8 protein-coding genes are annotated in these 17,855 nt (G+C 54.7%); 3 read left to right on the forward strand and 5 right to left on the reverse strand.

Annotation, left to right across the window (positions count from 1 at the left end):
- The first annotated feature begins 1,312 nt into the window (after window positions 1-1,312).
- The 3 genes from RID21_RS19610 (at window position 1,313) to RID21_RS19620 (ending at window position 8,519) form a co-directional block, all read left to right on the forward strand.
- Window positions 1,313-2,536 (forward strand): efflux RND transporter periplasmic adaptor subunit, encoded by a 1,224-nt coding sequence (locus RID21_RS19610; protein ID WP_350191786.1) that lies wholly within the window; start codon window positions 1,313-1,315, stop codon window positions 2,534-2,536.
- A gap of 18 nt (window positions 2,537-2,554) precedes the next feature.
- A complete protein-coding gene (locus RID21_RS19615) occupies window positions 2,555-6,025 on the forward strand; it encodes an efflux RND transporter permease subunit (RefSeq protein ID WP_350191788.1) in 3,471 nt (1,156 codons plus the stop codon).
- Window positions 6,026-6,716: 691 nt separating this feature from the next.
- On the forward strand, window positions 6,717-8,519 hold the full coding sequence (locus RID21_RS19620) for a TolC family protein (RefSeq protein ID WP_350191790.1): 1,803 nt from the start codon (window positions 6,717-6,719) through the stop codon (window positions 8,517-8,519).
- Window positions 8,520-8,638: 119 nt separating this feature from the next.
- On the opposite strand, the gene RID21_RS19625 is transcribed toward RID21_RS19620, so the two are convergent.
- The 5 genes from RID21_RS19625 to RID21_RS19645 are packed head-to-tail and all read right to left on the reverse strand — an operon-like array spanning window position 8,639 to window position 17,530.
- Window positions 8,639-10,777 carry an efflux RND transporter periplasmic adaptor subunit gene (locus RID21_RS19625; RefSeq protein WP_350191792.1) on the reverse strand — a complete coding sequence of 713 codons (2,139 nt, stop codon included), beginning with the start codon at window positions 10,775-10,777 and terminating at the stop codon, window positions 8,639-8,641.
- Between the two features lie 18 nt (window positions 10,778-10,795).
- Window positions 10,796-12,652, reverse strand: a complete 1,857-nt coding sequence (locus RID21_RS19630; RefSeq protein ID WP_350191794.1) for an efflux RND transporter periplasmic adaptor subunit — start codon at window positions 12,650-12,652, stop codon at window positions 10,796-10,798.
- Window positions 12,653-12,658: 6 nt separating this feature from the next.
- On the reverse strand, window positions 12,659-13,477 hold the full coding sequence (locus RID21_RS19635; protein WP_350191796.1) for an efflux RND transporter periplasmic adaptor subunit: 819 nt from the start codon (window positions 13,475-13,477) through the stop codon (window positions 12,659-12,661).
- Between the two features lie 55 nt (window positions 13,478-13,532).
- Entirely contained in the window at window positions 13,533-15,416 is a 1,884-nt protein-coding gene (locus tag RID21_RS19640) for a preprotein translocase subunit SecA (RefSeq protein ID WP_350191798.1), read from the reverse strand.
- Window positions 15,413-17,530, reverse strand: coding sequence for a TolC family protein (locus RID21_RS19645; RefSeq protein WP_350191800.1), 2,118 nt, complete (start codon window positions 17,528-17,530; stop codon window positions 15,413-15,415). Before RID21_RS19645 ends, RID21_RS19640 begins: the two co-directional genes overlap by 4 nt.
- Window positions 17,531-17,855: the final 325 nt, after the last annotated feature.

A 17,855-nucleotide genomic window follows, 5' to 3' on the forward strand; every position in this document is an offset into this window, starting at 1 on the left:
AAGTTGAATGCGTGTTGGCGATCATCGTTTCAACCGGGGCTAACGCCCTGCGGCTAATTTTTAGACGCGATCGGTTGGTCGGTGAGTATCGGTTAATCACTCTAGCGCATTTGTTCTGTGGTCTCCTGTTGCCTGTGGCAAGCGTGGATTGCATTCGGGATCCCCCTCTTTGTTTTCACTGGTGGTTGATGTGCGCTGGTTGTACGTCTGCTGTTGCTGCTGGTGCCGATCTGTATGATCTCCGGGTTGTTGTTCTGAGCGGAATGGCGCTGGCTACCGGTGTTGTATTCGGCGTCGACCCTGATTACCGGCGGCTAGTGCCTTGCCGTTCACGGGGATGGTTCCCATGCGATATTTTCGAAGACAGCAGTGGAGGATGATGTCGTCTGGCGGGCGGACACATGAGTCCGCCCCTACGTCGTTCTTTCGCTTTGCTGTTGTTGCATCCTGGGGATTGGCGGCTGGGGGTCAAGACAGAATTTTGTCCCGATGTGGCCGGATTTTGTCCTGCTCTGTCCGGGATTTTGTCCTGGTTCGTCCGGGCTCTGTCCCGGTTTGCCCTGAACTTTGGGAACGCAGATGGCACAGCGGTGCGAACAGTTTGGGTGAAAACATGGTGAAAAACGATGCTGGTTCAGGTGCAGATGTATCACTGGTTCCGACTGTTTCCGTGAGCGCCGACCCGCCTCGCGCGCGAGCCAGAAGGGAACCAGCATACGATTCGGAACGGGGCGATCAAGTTCAATTTCTGCAGGTGAAAGTGCAGGAAGTTCAGGGGAACGTTGCGACAGCAAAAAGAGGTAAATTGAGTGCTGGGAACGGGATTTGACGCCCTGCAAGAGTTTGCACTCAGCGGGTGCAGGGTCTGCAGAATCTTTCAGGGTGCTGAGTCGATTCCTTGTTCCCAGAGTGCGTCAGGGGGTTGGTTCAGGGAGTACAGATTTGTTTCATAAAAAAATAAAAGTGTGGTCGAACGGCCGAAATCAGAGGGGTGAAGCAGGTTGTTTGTTTACGATCAGGGCGTGAATTTCCTGAAAATCAGGGGGAATTCTCTGCATGGGACAGGAAGTGAAATTCGTCAAGTGAAGAATGACAGATTATTGCGAACGGGTACGACGACTGTTCAGCATTGGGTGTTTTTCGAGTGCATTGGCATTGGATATGCATATTCTCGTCAGCAGTCCGGCAGGAACGGGTTTCTCCCGTGCTGTCATTTGAGGAACGAAATCATAGCTCATACCACTACTTCCTCACTTACCGACACTCCTGACCAACCTGCCCGGGGCTTAACATCAGAGGAACATTTAAGACCATGAAAAACACAATGACTGTCGCCAGTTTTCTGGCTCTGATTTCACTCTCGTTAACCGGTTGCGAATATCTCCCGCAAACGCACGCCGAATCTCACACCGCTGCGCCAGGTAAGGCACATGGCGAAGAACATGGGGAAGGTCACGCTGAAGAACATGGCGGTGCGCATGCAGAGTCTCACGGTGAGGGACACGAAGAAGGGGGGCATCACCCGATACACAAGATTATTGTGACCACTCCGGTCAAAAAAGATGTGATCAGCACCCAGCAGTATGTCTGCCAGATTCACTCCTGTCAGCACATCGAAGTCCGCGCCCTGGAAGGCGGTTACCTGGAAAAGATTAATATTAAAGAAGGACAGCACGTCAAGAAAGGAGATCTGCTGTTCAAGATCCTGCCGACGTTGTTCCAGGCCCGCATGGAATCAGAGCTGGCGGAAGCCAATCGCGTGCAGATTGAACTGGATAACGCACAGTCACTGCTGGATAAGGGGATCGTTTCATCACAGGAGATCGCGCTGAAGAAAGCGGAGCTGGCGAAAGCGCAAGCCAAAGTGCAACTGGCCCAGGCGGAACTGGGATTTACGAATGTCAAAGCCCCCTTCGACGGGATTGTCGACCGCCAGCGGAATCAGCTGGGAAGTCTGATTGAAGAGGGAGACGTGCTGACGACCATGTCCGACAACAGTCTGATGTGGGTTTACTTTAACGTGCCCGAGGCACAGTACCTGGAGTACAAAGCCGAGCTGGATAAGGATGGCGGAAAATCGGACCATCTGCAGATCGAACTCAAACTGGCCAACGGCGAAATCTTTCCTCAAGAAGGGAAGATCGGTGCAATTGAAGCTGATTTTAATAACATGACAGGGAACATCCCTTTCCGCGCGGATTTTTCGAATCCGGAAGGGTTGCTGCGTAACGGTCAGACCGGAACGATTTTGATACACCGCACCTTACAAAACATTCTCGTAATTCCTCAGAGAGCGACTTTCGAGATTCTCGCCAAACGTTATGCGTTCGTTGTTGATAAGGACAACGTTGTGCACCAGAGAGACATTGAGATCAAGGGCGAACAGGATGATATCTTCGTGCTCAAGAGTGGTCTCAAGGAAGGCGAGAAGATCATTCTCGAGGGTATTCGTCAGGTGAAGGATGGCGACAAGATCAAATACGATTTCCGTGACCCACAGGAAGTACTCAGTAACCTGAAATATCACGCGGAATAAGCAGGTAAGATCAATAATATGTTCGCTAAATTTCTACATCGCCCGGCATTGGCGATGGTCATCTCGCTGCTCATCCTGTTTATGGGTGGGCTGGCGATCACGGCCCTGCCAATTTCCCAGTTTCCGTCTGTCGCCCCACCGAGTGTGGTTGTGGCCGTCTCCTATCCAGGTGCGAGTGCCAAAATTCTGGTTGACTCCACCCTGGTGATCCTGGAACGCGCCATCAACGGTGTACCCAACATGCGGTACATGAGCTCTGCCGCCACCAGTGCGGGTGAAGCCACGATCAAGATCATCTTCGAACCGGGTACTGACCCGAACACGGCGGTCTTGAACGTGAATAACCGCATTCAGATGGTGAAGAACCGTCTGCCCCCCATCGTGGAGCGTGAGGGGATTATCGTCATGCAGAACATGACGAGTATGTTGATGTACGTGAACGTCTACAGTAAAGACCCGAACGTCGACCAGAACTTCCTCTACAACTACACCACGGTGAACCTGCTCCCCGAAATTAAACGTATTCGCGGGGTGGGCCGGGCGAAGATTCTCGGTAACCGTGCGTATGCAATGCGGGTCGAACTGGATCTGGACCGGATGCGGGCCTATAAAATCTCTTCCGCAGACGTGATGGAGGCGATCAAAGAACAGAGTATGATCGGTTCTCCCGGGCGACTCGGTCAGGCGACGGGTACGACGTCGCAGACGATCGAGTACGTGTTGACCTGGGTCGGCCGTTACAATAAACCGGAGCAGTACGAGAACATCATCCTGCGCGCGAACCCCAACGGGGAGATTCTGCGCTTAAAGGATGTGGCCAAGGTTAACCTGGGATCATCGTTCTACGACCTGTATTCGGACATCGACGGCTATCCTTCCGCGTCGATTGTGCTCAAGCAGATTCCGGGCTCTAACGCTGCGGACGTGATTGCGAAAGTGAAGGAGAAGCTGAAAGAGATCAAGACGGAGTCATTCCCGCCGGGGATGGACTACGCGATTAGTTACGACGTTTCCAACTTCCTGGATGCTTCTATCGAGAAGGTGCTGCATACCCTGTTTGAAGCGTTTATCCTGGTGTCGCTGGTGGTCTTCCTGTTCCTGGGAGACTTCCGCAGTACGCTGATTCCGACGCTCGCGGTGCCTGTGTCGTTGATCGGGACCTTCTTCTTTATGAGTCTGTTCGGCATGTCGATCAACCTGATCACGCTGTTCGCACTGGTGCTGGCGATCGGGGTTGTGGTCGACGACGCGATCGTGGTGGTGGAAGCGGTGCACGAAAAGATGCACGCCAAGCATCTCTCGCCTTATGCAGCTACCAAGGAAGTGATCGGGGAAATCAGCGGTGCGATCATCGCGATTACCCTGGTGATGACCTCCGTGTTTATTCCGGTGACCTTCATGCCCGGGGCGGTGGGTGTGTTCTATCGTCAGTTCGCATTGACGATGGCGATGTCGATTGTGCTGTCCGGTGTGGTTGCGTTGACACTGACGCCGGTGTTGTGTGCGATGATTCTCAAGCCGCATATCGGCTATGTCGAACAGAAGGGGATCGTCGGTCTGATTAACCGCCTGCTCAAGAAGATCAGCGGCCGGTATGCTTTTGTGCTGCGGGGACTGCTGTGTGTCTTCCTCGGTGCCGCGGTCGGATATGGCGTTTACGAACTGCTGCATGTGGAGATCGTGCACGAAGTGCTTTCGGAGCAGGTTGAACTGACGCATATGCGGACCGTGATTATCGGGGTCGTGATGGCGGTGTTGTTCGCCTTTACGTTCCGGGCGGTCTTCTCCGGCAGTGAACCCAATGAGAAGAAAAAGAAGGGGCCGATCGGCATCTTTCTATACTACTTCGACCGGGGTGTGGACAAGGTGACGAATGCGTTTACCTGGATTGTGGGTCTGATCATCACCCGGCGAATCTTCACCATGATTGTGATTGGTGTCTTCGGTTACGGGATTTTGCTGGTCAACGAAGTGCTGCCCTCCGGGTTCATTCCTCTGGAAGACCAGGGGGTGATCTACGGGATTATCCAGACGCCCCCCGGTTCAACGCTGGAGTATACGAACTCGAAGTCGCATGAACTGCAGAAGATCTGTGAAGAGTTCGATGAAATTACTTCGGTGACTTCACTGGCGGGTTACGAAATTCTGACGGAAGGTCGTGGTTCCAACGCGGGTACCTGTCTGATTAACCTGAAGCCCTGGTCCGAGCGGAAGCTGACTTCGAAAGAGATCATCGAAGAGCTCGAACAGAAAGGGCGGTCGATTGCCAACGTGAAGCTCGAATTCTTCGAGCCGCCTGCGGTGCCCGGTTTCGGTGCAGCCGGTGGTTTCTCGCTCTGTCTGCTCGATAAGACCAACAGTGGCGACTACGACGCATTCGGAAAAATCACCGAGAACTTCCTGGCGGAACTGGGTAAGCGGAAAGAGTTGAAGGGGCTGTTTACCTTCTTCGCGAATAACTATCCGCAGTACGAAGTTGTGATTGATAATGACGTGGCGATGCAGAAGGGGGTCTCGATTGCAGACGCGATGGAAAACCTTTCGATTGTCGTGGGTAGTACCTGGGAGCAGGGTTTCATTCGCTTCGGACAGTTCTACAAAGTGTATGTGCAGTCCGCGCCGGAGTTTCGTCGGTATCCTGAAGACCTGCGGAACATGTTCGTCAAAAACGATGAAGGAGAGATGGTACCTTACTCAGCGTTTATGAAGATCAAGAAGATGCAGGGGATGAACGAAATCAACCGTTATAACCTGTATACGACGGCGATTATTCAGGGAGCTCCTTCTACGGGTTACAGTTCCGGTCAGGCGATCGATGCGATTAAGGAAGTGGCGGAAAAGACGCTACCTCACGGATATGGTATCGGCTGGCAGGGGCTGGCGTACGACGAGGCCAGCAAGGGGAATACGGCGATCTACATTTTTGCGATCGTGGTGATCTTTGTGTACCTGGTGCTGGTGGGTCAGTACGAGAGTTTCATTCTGCCGCTGGCGGTAATCGTTTCGCTGCCCGTCGGTCTGTTTGGTTCGTTCCTGATGTTAAAGTCGATGGGCCTGGCCAACGATGTGTACTGTCAGATTGGTCTGGTCATGCTGGTGGGTCTGTTGGGTAAGAACGCGATTTTGATTATTGAATTCGCGGTACAACGACGCCAGGAAGGACTGAGCCTCAAAGATGCGGGGGTCGAAGGTGGTAAGCTGCGATTCCGGCCGATCGTGATGACGTCGTTTGCGTTTATCGCTGGTCTGGTTCCCCTGGTACGAGCTACGGGACCGGGTGCCATCGGTAACCGAACGATTGGTACCACGGCGGTCGGCGGGATGCTCATGGGGACCCTGATCGGGGTGTTTGTGATCCCCGGTCTGTACTATCTGTTCGCCAAGATGTCTGACGGGAAGAAGCTCATTAAGGATGAGCATGATGAACCGCTCAGCGAGTTGGTCGAGCACAGGAGTCACCACGATCACTACGACGAACCCGAGCATTAACGGGTCTGAGAGGTTCGTGTAAACAGGAGAGAACGCACGGTGCTGGACCACAAATATCTGGTTCAGCGCCGTGCGTGTTTTTTTGTGTAAGGCACATCAATCAGTACAAAAACTCTGATTTTCAAATGTGAAACTGTATCGATTACGCAAGCTATTCCTGAGTCGCTTGGGCGTTAAACGAAACGCCTGCACGCTTTCCTCATGCGTGTCAAGAGGCGGAAAAGTTTGACAGGCTTTCCTGATTGTATCTTTCTGCGAACGTCCTACAGGTTGTCCTGAGACGTGGGGGCAGGCCGCAAACTCAACACAGCTTCTGCAGGCGTAACCTCGTCATTTCAGCGCGAAAAGAATTCACAAGTGACAGTCATATCCCGCACTTACACGGGAAGAGCCTGTATTGCAGTACGACGCTTTCGTTGATGCTGTTATGTGAATTTAAATTACTGCAGGCAATATAGTGGATTGCATGATTCTGTGGTCTGCAGCGAACTAACTGCCGATAACAATTGAGACGGCTCTCAAGATACCCGCCTCGTTTCAGCTGTCTCGGTTCGATTGTTTTGATCGGATCCATCCGGAAGGATTTCGGATATTCTCCGGGGCGGATGCTACTGTATTCCCCCCGAAAGAAGCGAGATGATTCTAGTTTCACTGTTTCACAGGAATGACGACAGTCGCAGGGTGCAGAATAATGAGATGGAACTCCCCCACTGTTTTTTTAAATAACGCAATCCAGCAACCGCATGTGCTTGCTTTGGCGCTGGTCTGCAGCATGCTGCTGCTTTCAGGGTGTCAGATCCCGGATCTGTTTGGTGCGTCTGAAGGAGCGCCTCTGCCGGATGACTTCAGCGGGAGAGCAAGTGTCGACAGCTCCGCTGACGTGGGCATCAAGGAATTCTTTGAAGACCCAACGCTGACCTTTCTGATTGGTCAGGGGCTGGCATCGAACCAGGAACTGCAGATCCGCAACTGGGAAGTCCAGGTCGCCAGTAATGAAGTCCTGTCGCGACGAGGTGCTTATCTTCCCTTCGTTACGGTCGGAGCCGATGGTGGTTTTGATCGGACCAGTCGCTTCACTCCCCTGGGAGCCGCTGAGGATCAGTTGACCTACCCGGGTTCAGGCGGTGCAAATTTCCCGGATCCTCTGGGGAACGTAAGACTGTCTGCGAATCTATTATGGCGGATTGACGTCTGGCGTGAATTGAGAAACGCCCGCGATGCTGCAGAACAGCGTTTGTGCGAAGCGATTGAACTGCGGAACTATTTCGTGACCCAGCTGGTGGCTGAGGTCGCGGACAATTACTACGAACTGGCTGCTCTGGATCAGCGACTGGTCTATCTGAATCAGACCATCGAGCTGCAGAAGAAGAGCCTGGAAGTAGCGAAATTCCAGAAGGATGCGGCTCGGGGAACCGAACTGGGTGTGCAGCGATTCCTGGCGGAAGTTCGTAAAAACGAGAGTGAAAAGCTGATCGTGAGTCAGCGGATTATTGAAGTCGAGAACAAAATCAACTTCCTCGTTGGTCGTTATCCACAGGCAGTGGACCGGGTTGGCTGGGATTTCATCAAGCTCGATTCGCAGCCTTTGCACGTCGGTGTTCCCTCACAGCTGCTGTTGAATCGTCGTGATATTCAGGCTGCGGAACGCGAAGTAGCTGCTTCCGGTCTGGATGTGCTGGTCGCCCGGGCCCGTTTCTTCCCCCGGTTTGATATTACTGCCAGCGTGGGATACGAGGCTTTCAATCCTCGTTACCTGTTTGATCCGGGTGCATTCATTGCGAATGCCGCCGGTGGTCTGGTCGCACCGCTGCTTAACAAGAAAGCCATCCAGGCGGATTACAAAAATGCGAATGCCCGCCAGATCCAGGCGATCTACCATTATCAGCGGACTGTGCTGAATGCATTCACAGAAGTCGCGAACGGCATCTCTAAAGTCGAGAAATACCGTTCCAGTGTCGAGCTCAAGCATAGTCAGGTGAAAGCCCTCGAAGAATCTGTCTCGGTGGCGACTCAGTTGTTCCAGAACGCCCGGGCGGAATACATCGACGTGTTGTTCTCGCAGCGTGACCTGCTCGAAGCAAGAACCGACCTGATTGAGACTAAGCAGCAGCAGTTGTCTGCGATCGTCAATACCTATCAGGCTCTCGGTGGTGGTTTCCTGATGTCGAATGCCGGCGAAGTGTATGACGAACACTTCACCCCGGAGCCGCCTCAAATGGACGGTGGTATGGGTGTGCCTCCCGTACCGGATAATTTCGATATGACATCGGCCTCGGGTAAAGCCAGCCTGATGACAGGTTCGGAAGACCAGGTACCGCCGGCTGCTACCGTCACGGAAATCGTGCTGCCACCCGCGCCTGCACCGGGTAAAGTCAGTCTGGAATCAGTTCAGACTGAGGACGAGTCGCAACCGCCTTCACTGGGCGAGGTCAGTCTGACACCGCCGGTCGGGGATGCGGCACTGCCTCCTTCGCTGCGTGAGGACAGTCTGTAGTCCGAGAGTAAGAAAACGACAACGCCTGGTGAGACGGATCACTTCCTGTTTCACCAGGCGTTATTTTTGATTAGAACAGCTGGCCTTATAGGAACATCGTTCGCATCCAACGGTAAATCTTACTCATCCAGTCGTTTGTTGAGCCAGCTGGAGATCTGATGGTACAGATGCCGGCCGACGGAGTAGTGCTGAGGCCGACAGGTGACATCAATCCGCTGTCCTGCATACAGTTCTAAGGACTGATCTGAGGCAAGCGAGACAACGAGGTTGAACCGGGGGTCGAGCAGCTCGTATTTGTCTCCCTGTTTTTCGGAAGACACTGGTTTGACAGGCAGCGCTCCGCCGTAGGCTGCTGCGAGTGCGGGATGAGTTAACGACACACTGGCACGCGGGACCACCCTCTGCACCGGACAGGGAATCGCTGGATGGTGAGGGGGATGTGCCAGGACGGTGCTATCTGGCGTGTTCAGGAAATGCTCGAGCTCATGCTGCGGAACGGCGATGTGCAGCTCTTTATGGCGGTCGTCTCCAATGGTGATGATGGGATCTCCCTGTTTGACATACGTTCCGAGCTTTGTCTGCAGATTTCGGGTCACCACGCGACCGTCGATTTCAGAGCGGATTGTCAGCTCTTCGAACAGTCGTTCTTTTTCCTGAAGTTTTGCCTGTAAGTCCTGCAGTACTTCCTGTTCGACCTGTCGCTCTGCGATTTTGCGTTGCTGGTCGAACTGGTGGATACGTAACTCTGACTGTTGAATTTCGATTCTCAGTTTCGCCAGCTCGAGTTCCAGTTCAGGATTTCCTAACTGGATCAGAGTCTGTCCCCGGTGGACCTGTTGGCCGCTCTTGACTTCGATCTGTTTAATAAAGCCGGGGAGGGGAGCGTGTTCAGTTCCTTGAGGAGTGTAATCCACGATTGCCGGTGCCTGGAGGTTTCCCAACCAGGGAACGTAGGCCAGCACCAGAAAACTGGTTAACAACAGAGAACCGGTGACCAGTACAAATCGGCCTCGTTGCGGAGCTTCCCCCGGCTTCCCGACTGCAACATACTTAATACACCGCCAGACAGGCTGGATAATCCAGAGTGTAATCGCGATCGCGGCGAGGATGACTCCAGCTCCTTCCAGCAGAGTCGCCGCAGCGACCGTGAGGGTGATGCAGACCAGAATCCGCCAGCCGAGCGAGGAGATTCCATAGCCGGCTATGATCAACCGGACGCGCCGCGACCAGTTGGGGAGCAGGGTATTCACGCCGAGAAACGTTCGTTTGGCCCACTGCCTGATCCAGAGTTGCCCGTTCGTATACAGGTTGGGAATTTCCAGCAGGTCAACCAGAATGTAGTAGCCATCAAATTTCATCAACGGGTTCAGGTTAAACAGCAGGCTGGTGATACTTGCCGTGAAAACGATGTTGAAGCAGGCGTGGTTCAGCCAGGCATGCGAAGTCTGTCCCCAGACGAGGGCCGCCAGGGCTGCGATCAACAGTTCGACGTAGAGTCCAGCTGCGGCAACATGCATCCGTGACCAGCGGGAGGGGAAGCTCCAGCTGGAAGTGACATCGACATAAGGGAGCGGGGCGAACAGGACGAACAGCGATCCTGCTTCACGAACGGAACCCCGATAAAGCTTACAGACGACGCCGTGTGCTGACTCGTGGCACAGCTTGAGAATCACCCAGCAGCCGACCAGCCAGATCCAGTTGTCTGCGGAGAGTATCGTTTGGGATGAGCTATAAAATGCGTCCCAGTTCAGGCCGATGCGAAACAGAGCCCAGAGCAGCAGAATGCACCAGGCGACCAGCGCCGGAGCGGAGAACAGCCAGCCCCAGGTGTGTGCCAATCGTGAGAAGAGCCGGTCCGGATTGCCAATCGGTAGACGAAAGACGAGGAAATTCAATTTTGCCAGCCAGGCCACCGCTGGTCGTTGATCGGAGCCTGCCGGACGCAGTCGCTCATCATGGTTTTTCAGTAAGTCACTGCCGAACGCCCATTGGCAGAGACTGATAATGTCGTCCTGCGAGAGTTGATGAAAGGGGAACGCGGTTGAGAGTTTGCTGTAACATTCCTGGACAGTCGACCGTCCGTCGAGCAGTCGCAGGAACGTGTATTCGGTCTGACCCACACGATAGTAACGCGAGTGCAGGGAATCGTTGATGGTGTAGAAGTCCTCACCATTGGCATGCTGGAGCGTGAAAGTCAGATCCGCGCGCAGTTTGAGCCGGCTGCTGAAAAAATCGCGGATACTCACATCGGGCTGCATGCTCTCACCTTCCAACACTTAATACAGGTACTTCCTGATCAGATTCCACGGTTTGTGAAACAGGATCCAGTAGACGGGCTGTGGGGCGGTCTGAATACTGGCCCGCCCTTTCATCCCCGGTCGCAGCAGGCCCTGGCTGTTATCCACGGTGGCTTCCGCCATGAAAATATTAGCGTCATCCCGCAGTTCTGCCCGGGGATGAATACGTTCCAGCTGCAGGGTCTGGTCTGAATCGGGTAACGCTTCCAGGCGAATATGAACGCTCTGGGCTTCCCGTACATGACTGATCTCAGAATCGGGCACGGCGACCTCTACGACCATCTGATCCAGGGGGGCGATTTCAAATAGTGCTTCGCCAATCTCCAGGGGAGCTCCTTCGGCCCAGTTCAGAGTTCCCGCGACAACGATCCCGTCAACGGGGCTTTTGATTTCCAGGTTGTTGATGCGATGATCGAGCAGCTCGATTTCCAGACCGAGGCGTTCCGCTTCCAGTCGTGAAAGTTGCTGGGTCGTAAAGTCGCGGGCCGCCTGGGCAGAGTCGCGACGTTTGATCGCCTGGTTCTGGTCTGAAATCAGGCTGGCCCGTTTCCATTTTAGTTCCCGGGGATCCATTCGGGCCAGTACGTCTCCCTGGTGAACCAGGTCTCCCGGTTCGACCAGCATGGTTTCCAGGGAACCGGCAAACGGGGCGACGACGAACCGCTGCATCACCGGTTCCAGCTGACAGGCACATTTGACCTGATACGGCCAGGGAACGAACATCAGGGCCGTGAAGAGCAGGCAAGCAGCCAGCACCACACGGCGGGTTTTTCCCTGCAGCGACTGACGGACAGCCGCCTTCCAGTTTCCTCTCAGACTCGATCGCCTCTGTGCAGCATGTAAGGCATTTGCCAGGGGCTGACTGGCGGCTTCCAGCAGGCATTGCGTCTGTTTCATTCGATCCAGCGGGAGGTCGACAACACAGACTACGGTGTCTGCCTGCTGGTCAGAGCAAGTGAGTGGGACACAGAGAATAGATTTCGTCTGCAGATGCTCTCCAACCGTTTGCAGTGATTGAAGCTCGGGATTTTCAGTACTGTGTTGATCGGTCCAGACGAGTGATGTCTGTTGCCTGAGTGTTTCATCCAGGGCGGCTTCGATGAGTCCAACCGATTTTGCTGCCTTGTCAAATTGGGGGCAGCCCGAGAGTCCCACCAGGCGACAGCGTGTGCGAGTCGCTTCTTGACTGCCGATCGCAATCTGACGACAACCCAGGTAATCGACCAGATCAGAGGCGGTCTGGCCGGCTGCCTGGGTGAAGTTCGTGGAACAAGACAGATTTGAAAGCAGTTCCACAATCGCAGCGGAGTCGCGGGCCTGCTGTTCCTGCTGCAGCCCCTCGCGCAGCGTGTACCAGAGAGTGATATGAGTTGCGAGTGCCTGCAGGAGCAGCGAGAACGGTTCGGTTGAATTTGTCGCGGGAAAGACCACTCCCAACGCGTCAGCCGCCAGTCCCCGGGCGGTAATGGGGGCCGCATAAAGCATGAAGTTAATGTCGACGCAGGGTTGAATCTCGACTTCTTTACTCTGGATGCTGCTCTGACAGACCTGGTTCAACTGTGAGAGCAGGGCGGCATCAGGTGTGGATGTCGACTGTTGATACAGGATTCGACTGGTGGCTTGGTTTTCCGATACCGCGGGGCGGTAATAGAGGATCAGCGCCGGCTGACAGTGCTGTTTCAGTTCTCCAATTAATGCGTGTAGCAGTTCGTCAGATGTCTGAGCTGTCAGTGCGCAGCGCAACAGGGATTTGTGCAGACTACGATGTCGACGTCCCCTGTGATTGAGGACGCGAACCGGTGGTCGTTGTTTCGGATGAGTGCTTTCCGGATGCATGGCAGATTAACTTTCCAATTGAATCGTACAACGTTCGCCACTGCGAAAATCTCCCTTCTGGTTGTCGATCCGGATTTTGACCAGCACGGTGCCGCTCTGGGCATCGGTGACTGGTGAAATGTACTCAATCGTTCCATCGGTTGAGGACTGGTTGTGTTTAAATGAAATTCTGATCTTGTCGTTGATGTGTAATTGTGCGGCCTGCTGGCTGGTTAGCGTGAAGTAGGCCAGTAGCTGATCGAGTTGCACGAGCGTCATCGTTTCGGGGCTGTTGGGGGCGACAAACTCGCCCTGCTCTTTGTGGATCAGGCTGACGACTCCGGAAATCGGCGCTCGGATCGTGCGACGGTCGATTTGGGTTTTGATTTTCTGATACTCGAGTTTGCGTGACAGGAGTTCTTCCTGAACCGTCTGGATGTTGGCTTTCGCCACGGCATTTTCATAGCGGGCCCGATCGACCTCTTCCTGGCGGGCGTTGCCTTCCTCTCGCAGTGATTGCAGGATCTTGAGGCGTTCGCTTTTCAGTTCCAGTTCTGCGCGGGCACTTTCCAGACGTCCCCGGGCATTCATGTTCTGCTCTGCGACCGCCAGCAGGGCCTGGTAGACAGCATTGTTGAGCCGCACGAGTGGCGTTCCCTGCGGGACCGCTTCCCCCTCGCTCACAAAAATCTGATCGATGACACCTGTTTCGTCTGTGGCGACCCGGATCGTACGGTAAGGTTCGGTGTACCCTTCCAGTTCGACAGCGAAGGCGCGGAGCGGGCTGCAGGCCAGCAGTCCTGTCAGGCTCATCAAGATCCAGAAATTGATTCGTCTTGAATACATCTGCACTCCACGCTTGTTAATAAATCAGACTCGTTTCCAGTTCAGTTCAATGGGATCAGTTCCACGTACTGCAGGTGGCACTGCTTAACCAGTCATCATGCTGGGTCAGTTGTTTCCGCCGCTGCCTGCCAGTCTCTTCTATTCTGCGTTGGGTCTTCGTAATTTCTCCCAGGATCTGTCTGCTGACAGGGATTTCGCCGGTCTTGTCAACCAGTTGCTTCAATGAATCGACCCAGGCGGACTTTGCCTGGCGGAACAGGGCGTCATCGAGCGATGCCAGGATTTGGCTTGAGCCAGGTTCCCCCTTACGGGCAGCACGTCCGATTAACTGTCGGTCGATACGTTCGGTCAGCTGGAAGCCGGCTGCCAGTACATGCAAACCGCCTGACTCAGCGACACCCAGCCCCAGTTGAATATCTGTTCCACGACCTGCCAGGTTCGTAGCAATAGTGACTGCCTGCGGTTGTCCTGCGGCTGCGATCACAGCCGCCTCTTCGGCATCCTGGATCCCATTCAACAGCTGGTGTGCAATTCCCAGTTCATGCAACATATTTGAGAGTCGACGGCTGGCATCGATATCGGCTGTGCCTGCCAGTATCGGCCGTTGAGTACGCTGCATTTCCTGAATCGTACGCACGAGGGCCTGTTCCCGGCTGTGTTGATCGCTAAACAGGCGGACGGGGAGATCTGTCCTGCGACTGGGCCGGTGTGGGGGAATGTGAGAATAGTGGGCTCCGTATACCTCTCTCAGTTCCTGCTGGCAGCCTTGCACGGTTCCCGACATGCCACACAGTTGATCGTAAAGCTGGAAGTATTTCTGTCGCATGATCCGGGCGATCGGCTGGCTCTCTGTGGTGACCGGTTTTCCCTCTTTGGCTTCCACGGCCTGGTGCAGACCATTCCGCCAGGTGCGATCGGTGAAAATGCGGCTGGTATGCGGATCGACAATCTGCACGCGGTTTTCAATGACGACGTAATGCAGGTCGCGATGATAAAACAATTCGGCCCGCAGTGCCTGTTCGACATATTGCATCCAGGGACGATCAAGGCGTTCGATGGGAATCAGGCTGCGATCTGCTGACAGACGGAGGATGCCCAGGTCGGTGATCTGTAATTCGGAGGCCTGCTGATTGACGAGGAAATCCTGCCCCGCTTTGAGAGTAAGTGCCGCCTGTCGTGCCGCCTGGTAGACGTCTGCGTTGTCTGCCGGCTGTCCCCCCTGAGAAGAGAGCACCAATGGGACAGTAGCTTCGTCGATCAGCACACTGTCTGCTTCATCAATGATTGCCGCCGCATGCGTGGACTGTACCGGCTGTGGGGGAGTCAGCAGCTGGCCATTCAGGGTGCGGGTAAACTGACTGCCCAGCCGAGGACGTTGCTGAGAGAGCGTCATGATCTGATCGCGGAGATAGTCAAAACCGAACTCATACCCCGGCCCATACGTGATGTCGGCTGCGTAGGCAGTTTGTTTCTCTTCTGCGGACAGGCGCGGTTGATTCAGACCTGCAGTTAAGCCGAGGCGATGATATACCGGAGAAAGCGTTTCAAAATCACGTTCCGCGAGGTAATCGTTGACCGTCATGACGTGCACGCCACGCTCTGCCAGAGCGTACCAGCAGGCTGGTAAGACTGCGGTGATCGTTTTTCCTTCTCCGGTTTGCATCTCTACGATCTCACCGCGGATCATCGCCAGGCCCGCTATGAGTTGTTCCCGATAGTAATTCAATCCCAGCGTACGGCGAACTGCTTCGGAAACGAGTGCAAAGGTCTGGATCGTAGTCTGCTCAGAGGGATTGTGATTCTGCTGTTTCAACTGCTGGTAACGGCTGGCGAGTTCGGTATCTCCAAGCTGCTGTAAGGAAGACGCAAGCGTGGGCACGTGCGCCAGTAGCTCGCGGTCGTGTGCGGGCTGCGTTTGTCGGGTCCAGAGACGTTTCATAGCTTAGGCCCCTGTTGCTGATTAGCAGCGGCGGGGGTTACCAGCGACGGTGCGTCTTGTTCAGAACTGGGGACGGGACCTTCGGACATGGCTTCGGGAACGATTCGTTCCTGTCGCAGGATAGTGCCTGTGGCCCGGTTCAAGCGGGTCTGGCTGAGCACGTGGTCCACCTGGGCTGTGACGAAGGCCTGCTCTGCCTCGGCCCGGCGGTCCTGAGAGTCGATCAGGTCCTCGAGCAGAAAGCTGGATGCGCGATCCAGACCGGGGGCCATTTCCCAGCGACGCTGCAGGAATTCGACATCCGCTTCTGCGGCGATCATGGCCTGGTACTGGCTCTGTAAGTTCCGGTTCGCTGTCCTGACCTGACGGACGGCTGTTTCCACTTCTGCACGCAGGTTTTCCACGGTCAGTTCGAAGCGGCTCAACAAGCGGCGGAGCTCGACTGATCGCTGCAGGTGACGTGAGCGGGCTTCCTGACGATAGAGGGGAACCTCGAACACCAGGCCTGCCGTATAACTGGGTTCCCCGACACTGAACTGGTCGAGCCAGGCGCGGGAAAGATCAAATTCCCCTTTCAAGCCGGAGAGATAGGTTTCCAGAACCAGGTCGAGTTTGGGAAGCAGGTCGTTGCAGGCGACTCCCAGCCGGACCCGGGCTGCCTCGATCTCGCGGGAAGCGATATCAACTTCCGAGCGGTATTCGAGGGCCGTGGCCATGGCGTCTTCAATGGTGACGGGCAGGCTGTTGTCAATGGGCTGCTGAATCGAAATCAGTTCCAGGTTCGGGCTGGATTTGAGCTGGGGTGAATTGACCAGGGCTCGCAGGCGTGTTTCGGAGTTCTGTACGGCGGCTTCAATGCGAATCAGTTCCGAGCGTCGTTTGGCCACGGCTGCCCGGGCGCGGGCGATCTGGCTCTGCAGGGAATCGATGTTGTAACGCTGTTCGAGGTACTTCAGTATCCGCATGCCGTCCTGCAGGTGTTTCTGCTTCTGGATAAACAGCACACGGTTCAGATAGAGTTCCCAGTAGGTTTCGGTCACTTTCAGCAGATGATCCTGCAGAGCGGCCTGGGTGCGATCGGTGGTGATGTCGGTATTCAGTTCCGCGAGCACGATCAGGCTTTCATTGTAAGCCTCTCCCCGGCCATTGAGGAGCGGCTGGTTATAACTCAATGTCAGCCGGGTATCTCCCTGGTTGGGCGGGACGAAAAAGATCGAGTTGCTGGTGTTCAAACCAAACTGCTGTGAAAACTCAAGCTCGCCCCCCTGACTGTTTTTACGTCTTACGCCGAAGTTCGAACTCCAGTTGTTTTCCCGCAGCCGACTGAAATTCGTCCCGGTATCAAGGGTGCTGCTGGAAGGGATACTGATGCGGTTGAACTTGGATTCAATAAACAGTTTGGGATCAAACTCGGCCATCGCCTGTGTGATGGCGGTTTCAGCGATGATGGGATCGTCGTTGATGATGCGTACCTGGGACGAATTCAACAGCGTTTCCTGAATCAGCGTATTCACATTCACCGGGCTCTGGTGAGACTGAGGTCGGAACTGCAGGGTGACACTGTCGGCCCACCAGGGAGTGAAGTTCTGCGGAATCAACTGGGTGCTCCATGCATCACCCGCGAACGACTCTGGTAAAGGGGAAGGTTTAGCAGAGTCGGGGGCAGGAGGCAGCGGAGTGTAGGGGGTAATCGCCTGCGTCAGCTGGTAGTCTGATTTCACAGGGGGAACGGCTGCTGTTCGTACTGGAGGCTCAGGGGGTGTTTCGAAGTCAGGCGGCAACAGAGCCACCGGCGTATTGGCACTCTGACGGGGCAGGGATCTGGAATCCTGCACTTCGTGCGCGGCCAGGCTGATCTGCGAATCTTCTTGAGCGGCATCGGACTCAGCAGTCTCGTGCTCCGCCTGTATGATCGACGTTGAGGGTAAAGCCTCACTTGCGGTGACTTTGTTTTCGATGAGAGCTTTCGAGTTGAGTTGGCCTGGGAGCAGCGCGCACCCGGAGCATCCCCATACAACCAGCAAAAAAGCGGGCCAGTATCGACGGTGGTGGTTCTTGTCTATGGAGGGAAAAACCTTGTGCATTCTACGTACGCCACCAACATAAAAGTTCATTTAATCGTTATCTCTCTTTTAAATTCCTGTTCTTGATTACTTTACCTGTCTTTGCGGACAGTTAAGGTCTTTGCCCTACCAGCCTCTGAGGGGAAAACAATGCAATGTACAAATTTGCCCGAATTGGGGGGCAGCTCTATCCGACCTGCCTGAAATCGGGGACCTAGAGTTTTTCTGCAGAGCGTAAGCCCGTGATTCCAAATGCCCGTCCTCTCGTTTGGAATCGAGACAAGGTGAACCGGATCCTGTCCCCGAAAAGGTCCTCAAAAGTGTGTTGGAACCCCTTTACATACTGGATGAGAAGGTCTATTGAAACGCGCCCCCG

The sequence above is a fragment of the Gimesia sp. genome (assembly GCF_040219335.1).
Lineage (GTDB): Bacteria > Planctomycetota > Planctomycetia > Planctomycetales > Planctomycetaceae > Gimesia.